We start from the raw sequence: 769 nt of genomic DNA, 5'->3' as shown, positions 1-769 counted from the left end.
AAATCAAAACCACCCCTAAAAGGGGTGGTTTGCTCTTAGGGTATAACCCTTGGATTTCCGGCACGCGTCTAAAGGCGCCGGCCCTCACGGGGTTCGGGCCGCACTGCAGGTTGACCCGTGACGGGCCGGTCAAACCGGCGCTATTTGCGCCCCGGCCCCCTATCGAAGGGGTCCTCGTACTCCTTGACGCTCAGCCGGTCGAGCGCGATGTCGGCCTTCTCCTGCTCCCGGATGTACTTCGCGATCGTCGCCTCGTTCAGGCCGACGGTGGAAACGTAGTAGCCCTCGGCCCAGAACTTCCTGTTGCCGAACTTGTACTTCATGTTCGCGTGCCTGTCGAATACCATCAGCGAGCTTTTCCCCTTCAGATAGCCCATCACGCTGGACACGCTGTACTTCGGCGGTATCGCCAGCAGCATGTGGACGTGGTCGGGCATCAGGTGCCCCTCGATGATCTCTATCCCCTTGTACTGGCAGAGCTTCCTGAAGATCTCCCCAAGGTCGGACCTTATTTGGTTGTAGATGACTTTGCGCCTATACTTCGGCGTGAACACGACGTGGTACTTGCACATCCACTTCGTGTGCGACAGGCTGTAGGCCTTCTGGGCCATACGCCACCACCGCCCTCTCGACTCGGATTCCTTGCGGCCTGAACAATCGCAAGTGTCCGGCGAGGGGGCGGCTTTGTAAAGCCGGTTGTCCCCACCCGCATAGCGGGTGGTTTCTGATGCGGCGCGCTGCGCGCCCCGCACAGGCTAAAGCCTTTAAA

The 769-nt window shown here is 59.7% G+C and carries 1 protein-coding gene; it reads right to left on the bottom strand.

All coding sequences use genetic code 11. The features are described from left to right. Nucleotides 1–140: 140 nt before the first annotated feature. The gene (gene tnpA, locus ACRX4W_RS09740) at nt 141–611 is read right to left on the bottom strand and encodes an IS200/IS605 family transposase (protein ID WP_117734320.1); all 471 of its coding nucleotides are present in this window, start codon (nt 609–611) and stop codon (nt 141–143) included. Nucleotides 612–769 lie beyond the last annotated feature (158 nt).

The sequence above is a fragment of the Collinsella aerofaciens genome, assembly GCF_964283865.1.
GTDB lineage: Bacteria > Actinomycetota > Coriobacteriia > Coriobacteriales > Coriobacteriaceae > Collinsella.
The sequence above is the reverse complement of the archived record's forward strand: the minus strand, read 5'-3'. Positions and strand labels throughout refer to the sequence as shown.

Bases quoted from the DNA above. Each gene is read 5' to 3' on its own strand.
- tnpA (WP_117734320.1), bottom strand. From the start codon at position 611: ATGGCCCAGAAGGCCTACAGCCTGTCGCACACGAAGTGGATGTGCAAG.